The following is an 8,179-nucleotide window of genomic DNA, read 5'->3' as shown; positions in this document are numbered from 1 at the left end:
CGATCGACCCGACGGTGCCGAAGGCGGCGTGCCGCGGCGCGAGGCCCTCCGGTACCCGGGCGTAGAGGTTCCTGGGCACCCAGTTCAACTCGGCGGACTACCTCGGCCCCCGGCGCCCCGGCAAGGACGTCGTCCAGCGACCAGTCCACGAACGGCGCCAACGCCTGCGCACACTCCGCCAGCCGCGCCGCGAACACCGGGCTCGACTGCGCCAACTCCCGGCCCATGCCGACCCACTGCGAACCCTGGCCCGCGAACGCGAACACCGTCCGCGCACCCGGCCGCGCCACACCCGAGACGACGGCACCGCTGGGCACGCCGGCGGCCAAGCTCTGCAGCCCCGACACCAGCTCGGCGTGGTCGGTCCCGACCACGACCGCGCGGTGCTCGAACACCGACCGCGTCATCGCCAGCGACCAGGCGACATCCGCCGGCCCGAGCTCCGGCTGGGCCACCGCCCACTCGCGCAGGCGGCCCGCCTGGGCCGTCAGCCCCTCGGCCGAGCGGCCCGACACCAGCCAGGCGCCGCCGCCCGACACCAGCGGCGCCGTCTCCGGCGCTTCGCCGGCCCCGGCGGCCTCCGTGACGCCGTCCGCCGTGTCGTCCACGCCCGCGGCGTCCTCGGCCTCGGCCTCCGCGGCCGGGGCCTCCTCGACGATGACGTGCACGTTGGTGCCGCTGATGCCGAACGCCGACACGCCGGCCCGGCGCACCCGCTCCCCGGCGGGCCACGGCACCGGCTCGTTCAGCAGCCGGATGTCGCCGGCCTCCCAGTCCACGTGCGAGGACGGCACGTCGGCGTAGAGCGTCGGTGGCAGCTGCTCGTGCTGCAGCGCCAGCACCATCTTCATCACCCCGGCCACACCGGCGGCCGCCTGGGTGTGCCCGAGGTTGGACTTCACCGACCCCAGCCACAGCGACCCGCGCTCACCGCGGTCCTGGCCGTACGTGGCCAGCAGCGCCTGCGCCTCGATCGGGTCGCCGAGCGTGGTGCCGGTGCCGTGCGCCTCGACCACGTCGACGTCGCCCGTCGACAGCCGGGAGTTGGCCAGCGCGGCCCGGATGACCCGCTGCTGCGAGGGGCCGTTCGGGGCGGTCAGGCCGTTGGACGCACCGTCCTGGTTGACCGCGGAGCCGCGGATCACGGCGAGCACCGGGTGCCCGTTGCGCCGGGCGTCCGCGAGCCGCTCGACCACGAGCATGCCCGCGCCCTCGGCCATGCCCATGCCGTCGGCGTCGTCCGAGAAGGCCTTGGAGCGCCCGTCCTCTGCCAGACCGCGGGCGTGCGAGAACGCCAGGAACCCGTCCGGGCTCGCCATGATCGTGACACCGCCGGCCAGGGCCAGCGAGCACTCGCCGGAGCGCAGGGCCTGGGCGGCCAGGTGCAGGGCGACCAGCGAGGAGGAGCACGCCGTGTCGATCGTCACCGCCGGGCCTTCGAGCCCGAGCGTGTAGGACACCCGGCCCGACAGCACACTGGCCGCGTTGCCGGTCATCAGGTGCGCCCCGAGGCTCTCCACCTCCTCCTCGTCCGCCATGGTGACGGCCAGGTACGAGGAGCCGTAGCCGCCGACGAAGGCGCCGGTCTGGCTGCCGCGCAGCGCGGCCGGGTCGATGCCCGCCCGCTCCAGCGCCTCCCAGGAGGTCTCCAGCAGCAGCCGCTGCTGCGGGTCCATCGCCAGCGCCTCGCGCGGGCTGATCCCGAAGAAGCCGGCGTCGAAGCCGCTGGCGTCCTGGACGAACCCGCCGACCTGCGTGTACGAGGTGCCGATGTTGTCGACGTCCGGGTTGTACAGGGCGTCGAGGTCCCAGCCGCGGTCGGTCGGGAAGGTCGACAGCCCGTCCGTGCCGGTGGCCAGCATCCGCCACAGCTCCTCGGGGCTGGCCGCGCCGCCCGGGAAGCGGCAGGCCATGCCGACGATGGCGATCGGCTCGTCCATGGCCAGGGCCGCCGTGGCCACCGGGCCGGCGGGCTCCGCGACGTCGGAGAGGTCCCCGGCGAGCTGCTCGCGCAGCAGGGCGGCGAGCGCGACCGGGTTGGGATAGTCGAAGACCAGGGTGGCCGGCAGCCGCAGACCGGTCGCCGGGTTCATCCGGTTCCGGAACTCGACCGCGATCAGCGAGTCGAAGCCCAGGTCGGTGAACGGACGGTTCGCCTCGATCGCGTCGCCCGAGGCGTGCCCGAGCACCGCGGCCGCGTGGGTGCGGACCAGGTCCAGCAGCACCCGGTCGCGCTCGGCGCCGGGCAGCCCGGCGAGCTGCTGCTTCAGCGCGTCCGCGGCGCCGGTGCCGGTCGCGCCGGCGGCGGAGGTGACGGCCGCCCGGCGGGGCATGATCTCGTCGGCCAGCACCTGCCACAGCGCCGGGACGCCGGTGGCGGCCGCCTGCGCGCGCAGGGCGGCCTTGTCCAGCCGGGCCGGGACCAGGATGGCCTCGGCCCGCTCCAGGGCCAGGTCCAGCAGGGCGAGGCCCTCGTGCTCGCTCAGGGCGGCGAGGCCCGAGCCGGTCATCCGTCGGAGCATCACCTCGTCGAGGTCACGGCCGATGCCGGCCTCGGGCATCCACGGGCCCCAGGCCAGCGCGGTGCCGGCCAGCCCGGCGGCCCGCCGGTGGCCGGCCAGCGCGTCCAGGAAGGCGTTCGCCGCCGCGTAGTTGGCCTGGCCCGCACCACCGAAGGCCGCCGCCACCGAGGAGAACAGCACGAAGTGGTCGAGGTCCGCGTCCTGCGTGAGCTCGTGCAGGTGCCAGGCCGCGTCCACCTTCGGACGCATGACCGCCGCCACCCGCTCGGCGCTCAGCGAGTCGACCATGCCGTCGTCGATGACGCCCGCGGCGTGGAAGACGGAGCCCAGCGGGCAGTCGGCCGGGAGCGAGTCCAGCACGCCGGCCAGCGCGTCCCGGTCGGCCACGTCGCAGGCGACCACCCGGACCCAGCCGCCCAGCGCGGCGACCTCGGCGGCCAGCGCGGCGACGCCGGCGGCGCCCGGGCCGGAACGGCTGAGCAGCACGGCCCCGCCGGCCCGTCCGGTGGCCACCATGTGCTTGGCGACGACGCCGCCGAGCGTTCCGGTGCCACCGGTCACGAGCACCGTCCGCAGGCCCTCGCCGTCCGGCCGCTCCGCCGGGCCCGCGGTCCGGTCGGGGACCACCAGGTCACCCGACGGGCGGGTCAGGCGCCGGCCGTAGCCCTTGCGGTCCCGGACGGCCACCTCCGGCTCGCCGCTGCCCAGCACGGTCGGCAGCGCGGCGACCTCGCCCTCGCCGTCGGCGGCGGGGAGGTCGGCCAGGACGAACCGGCCGGGGTTCTCCAGCTGGGCCGAGCGCAGCAGGCCCCAGACGGCACCGGCCGCCGGGTCCGCCACGTGGTCGCCGGCCTGCACGGCCATGCCGCCACGGGTGACGACCACCAGCTGCGCGGGCTCCAGCTCCTGGGCGCCCAGCCACTCCTGCGCCAGCTGCAGCGCCTCGCCGGCGCTCTGCCGGGCGGCCGCGGTCACGCCGTCGGGGCCGTCGCCGCCCACGCACGCGAGCACCACGCGGGGGACGGTCTCCCCCGCACCGGTGGCGGCGGCCAGCTCGGCGATGCCGGTGTAGGTCTGCACCGGGACCCCGGCGGCGGCCAGCTGCCCGGCCAGGTCGAAGCGGTCGGCGCCGACCAGCGCCCACGGCCCGTCCTGGACGGCGCCCTGGGCCAGCGGGGCCCACTCCACGGTGAAGAACGCGTCGCGGATCCACTCGTCGCCGCCGGCCCGCAGCTGGTCCGGCGACACCGGCCGGGTGATCAGCGAGGCCACCGACACCACGGGGGCACCCGTGGCGTCCGCCGCGGTCAGCGTCAGGCTGCCCTGGGCGTCCCGGCGCAGCCGGGCCCGCAGGACCGGCGCCCCGGCGGCGTGCAGTTCCACGCCGGTCCAGGCGAACGGCATCCGGATCTGGCCCTGCCCGCCGTCCCCGGACTCCTGCGCGTCGGCCGCCTCGGCCACGACGCCGGCCAGCAGTGCCGCGTCCAGCAGCACCGGGTGCAGCCCGTACGCGCCGGCGTCGCCGGCCTCCTCCGGCAGGGCGACCTCGGCGAAGATGTCCTCGCCCCGGCGCCAGACGGCCTGCAGGCCCTGGAACGCCGGGCCGTAGATGTCGGCCAGGTGCACGGTGTACAGGTCGCTGATGTCGAGCGCCTCGGCGCCGCGCGGCGGCCAGACGGCGAGGTCCTCCTCCGCCCGGGCGGCGGCCTGGGCGGGGGCGATCACCGCGGCGGCGTGCTTGACCCAGACCGGCTCCTCCTCGGGGCGGTCGGGGCGGGAGAACACGTCGACCTGGCGCCGGCCCTCGTCGTCGGCCGGGGCCACGACCACCTGGACCTGGACGCCGGCGCCGTCCGCGGGGAGGACGAGCGGCGCCTGCAGCGTCAGCTCCTCCATCAGCGAGCAGCCCACCTGGTGGCCGGCGCTCACCACCATCTCGACGAAGCCGGTGCCCGGCAGCAGGACCACGCCGCCGACCGCGTGGTCGGCCAGCCAGGCGTGCGTGCGCAGCGACAGCCGTCCGGTGCACACCAGCTCGGCCTCGCCGGCCAGTTCGACCACGGCGCGCAGCAGCGGGTGGCTCACGGAGCCCAGGCCCAGCGAGGCCGGGTCCCCGTCGCCGGTCTTGGCCGCGCCGGGCAGCGCCAGCATGCCCTTCGGCCAGTACCGCTCGTGGCGGAAGGCGTAGGTGGGCAGCTCCACCCGGTCCGCGGCGGGCAGGACCTTCGCCCAGTCGACGGCCACGCCGGCCACGAAGGCCTCGGCCAGCGAGGTGAGCAGGCGGGCCGCGCCGCCGTCGTCGCGGCGCAGGGTGCCGCAGACCGCCCCGGGCTTGACGGCCGGTCCGGCGTCGACGGCGGCCTCCTCCAGGGTGTCGGTCATCGGCGCGATCAGCACCGGGTGCGGGGAGACCTCGATGAACACCTGGTGGTCCAGGGCGGCCAGGGTCCGCACCGCCCGGTCGAACTGGACGGTGGCCCGCAGGCTCGCGTACCAGTACCCGGCGTCCAGCTCCTCGCCGGCCAGCAGCTCGCCGGTCACCGCGGAGACCATCGGTATCCGTCCGGCGCGCGGCGTCACGCCGGCCAGCAGGGAGGTGATCTCCTCCTCCAGCCGCTCCACCTGCGCGCAGTGTGAGGCGTAGTCGACCGCGATCATCCGCTGGCGCACGCCGTCGGCCTGCAGCTCCTCCTGGAGCTCCGCCAGGGCCGCCACCTCGCCGGAGACCACCGTCGCGGAGGGGCCGTTGACGCAGGCCAGGGACAGCCGGCCGTCCCAGCGCCCGAGCCGCTCCGCCACCCGGGCGGCCGGCTCGGTCACCGAGAGCATCCCGCCGATGCCGGTGATCGCCCGCAGCGCCCGGGAGCGCAGGGCGACGACCTTGGCGCCGTCCTCCAGGCTCAGCATGCCGGCGACGGTGGCCGCGGCGATCTCGCCCTGCGAGTGGCCGACGACCGCGTCGGGGGTCACCCCGGCGGCCTCCCAGACCGCCGCGAGCGACACCATGACCGCCCACAGCACGGGCTGCACCACATCGGCGGCCTCCAGCGCGGGTGCGCCCTCGGCGCCGGCCAGCACGTCGGCGGGCGACCAGTCCACGTACGGGGCCAGCGCGGCCTCGCACTCGGCCAGCCGCGCGGCGAACACCTCACTGCAGGCGGCGAGTTCGCGAGCCATGCCGAGCCACTGCGAGCCCTGGCCCGGGAAGACGAAGACCGACCGCGCACTCGTGTGCGCCACCCCGGAGACGACCGAGGCGTTCTGCAGGCCGCCGGCCAACTGGCCGAGGCCGCCCATCAGTTCGGAGCGGTCCGCGCCGAGCACCACGGCCCGGTGCTCGAAGGCGGCGCGGGTGGTCGCCAGCGACCACGCCACCTCGGCCGGCGCCGGCTCCGGCCGGGCGGAGAGCCAGTCGCGCAGGCGGTCCGCCTGGGCGGCCAGCCCGTCCGCCGAGCGGCCCGACACCAGCCACGCCGCGGCGCCCGAGACGACCGGCGCCACGGCCTCCGGGGCGGCGTCCTGCTCGGCCGGGGCGTCCGCGTCGGCGGCCTCCGCGGGCTCGGCGTCCTCGGCCGGGGCCTCCTCGATGATGACGTGCGCGTTGGTGCCGCTGACGCCGAACGAGGAGACGCCGCCGCGGCGCACCCGCTCGCCGGCGGGCCAGGCCTCGGCCTCGTTCAGCAGCCGGACGTCGCCGGCCGACCAGTCGATGTGCGGCGACGGCTCCTGCGCGTGCAGCGTCTGCGGCATCCGCTGGTTCTGCAGTGCCAGCACCATCTTGATGACGCCGGCGACGCCGGCCGCGGCCTGGGTGTGGCCGATGTTGGACTTCACCGAGCCGAGGAACACCGGGTGGTCGTCCGGGCGTCCCTGGCCGTAGGTGGCGATCACGGCCTGCGCCTCGATCGGGTCGCCCAGCGTGGTGCCGGTGCCGTGCGCCTCGACCACGTCCACGTCGGCGGTGGACAGCCGGGAGTTGGCCAGCGCGGCCCGGATCACCCGCTGCTGCGAGGGGCCGTTCGGCGCGGCCAGGCCGTTGGACGCGCCGTCCTGGTTGATCGCGGAGCCGCGGATCACGGCGAGCACCGGGTGCCCGTTGCGCCGCGCGTCGGAGAGCCGCTCCAGGACGACCATGCCGGCGCCCTCGGCGATGCCCATGCCGTCGGCGTCCGCCGAGAAGGCCTTGCAGCGCCCGTCGTGGGCCAGCCCGAGCTGCTTGGAGAACTGGGTGAACATGATCGGAATGGCGGTCACCGTGACGCCGCCGGCCAGCGCGAGCGAGCACTCGCCCGAGCGGACCGCCTGGGCCGCCAGGTGCAGCGCCACCAGGGACGAGGAGCACGCGGTGTCGACCGTCACCGCGGGGCCCTCCAGGCCCAGCGAGTACGACACCCGGCCGGAGATGACGCTGGTCGAGGTCCCGGTCATCAGGTGGACGTCCAGGTCCTCGTCCGTGCCGAAGCCGTACCCGGACAGCGCGGCGCCGGCGAACACGCCGGTGAGCGAACCGCGCAGCGAGGTCGGGTCGATGCCCGCCCGCTCCAGCGCCTCCCAGCAGACCTCCAGCAGCACGCGCTGCTGCGGGTCCATCGCCACCGCTTCGCGCGGGCTGACGCCGAAGAATCCGGCGTCGAATCCGCTGGCGTCCGCGATGAATCCGGCCTCGCGCACCTGCGAAATGCCGTCCGGGTCATCCGCGTAGAGTTCCTCGATGTCCCAGCCGCGGTCGGTCGGAATTCCGGCGACCCCGTCGCGCCCGTTGGCCAGCAGATTCCAGAAATCCTCCGGAGCCTGGATGCCGCCGGGGTAACGGCAGCCGATGCCGACGATCGCAATCGGCTCGTGGCTGCGCTCCTCCACCTCACGCAGACGCTGACGCGTGTTGTAGAGGTCGGTCGTCACCCATTTGAGGTAGTCGCGGAGAGTCTCTTCGTTCGCCATCGGATCTCACCATTCCAGTTCGTGAAAAGCAAGCCTGCTATCCGCAAGCACGGACAACCACTTACCTGCCGAGTTCCTTGTGGATGAACTCGAATATCTCGTCGTCCGTTGCGGACCCGATCTTCTCCGCGACCGCCTGGGTTTCCGTCGGGGCGCCGGCCTCCATCCACTGGGAAAGGAGCCCCTGCAGGCGATCGGTGATCATTTGATGCGTCTTCTCGTCCGGCGCCACCCCGGTCAGCAGCGACCCGAGCCGGTCGACCTCCTCCACCAGGGACACCGGGCCGGAGCCGTCCTGGAACTCCTCGTTCCAGAGGTACTCGGCCAGCACCACCGGGGTGGGGCAGTCGAACAGCAGCGTGGCCGGCAGCTGCAGGCCGGTGGCGGCGCTGAGCCGGTTGCGCAGCTCGACCGAGGTCAGCGAGTCGAAGCCCAGGTCGCTGAAGGCCCGGGTGGCCTCGACGGCCTCGGCCGACGCGTAGTCGAGCACCGCGGCCGCCTGCGCCTGGACCAGCTTGACCAGCGTCCGGTTCTGCTCGGCCCGCGACAGGCCCGCCAGTTGCTGCTTCAGGGACGTGCCCGCGTCCGGGTCGGCGGCGGAGTCGGACGCGCCGCCGGCGAGCGCCGCGACGACCTCCGGCAGGCCCTCGATCAGCGGGCTGGGCCGGCGCAGCGTGAACGGCGGGGCGAACCGCGCCCAGTCCACGTCCGCGACC

At 75.4% G+C, this 8,179-nt stretch carries 2 protein-coding genes; both read right to left on the bottom strand.

The genetic code is table 11. The features are described 5' to 3' along the window. Positions 1-7,463 (bottom strand): type I polyketide synthase (locus tag ABZ885_RS31310; RefSeq protein ID WP_360196032.1); only part of this gene is annotated, 7,463 nt, incomplete at its 3' end. Positions 7,464-7,524: 61 nt separating this feature from the next. After that, positions 7,525-8,179, bottom strand: a 655-nt coding sequence (locus ABZ885_RS31305) for a phosphopantetheine-binding protein (RefSeq protein WP_360196029.1), incomplete at its 5' end; no start/stop codon positions are given.

The sequence above is a fragment of the Kitasatospora sp. NPDC047058 genome (genome assembly GCF_040643935.1).
In the GTDB taxonomy this organism is placed as follows: Bacteria; Actinomycetota; Actinomycetes; order Streptomycetales; family Streptomycetaceae; genus Kitasatospora.
The sequence above is the reverse complement of the archived record's forward strand: the minus strand, read 5'-3'. Positions and strand labels throughout refer to the sequence as shown.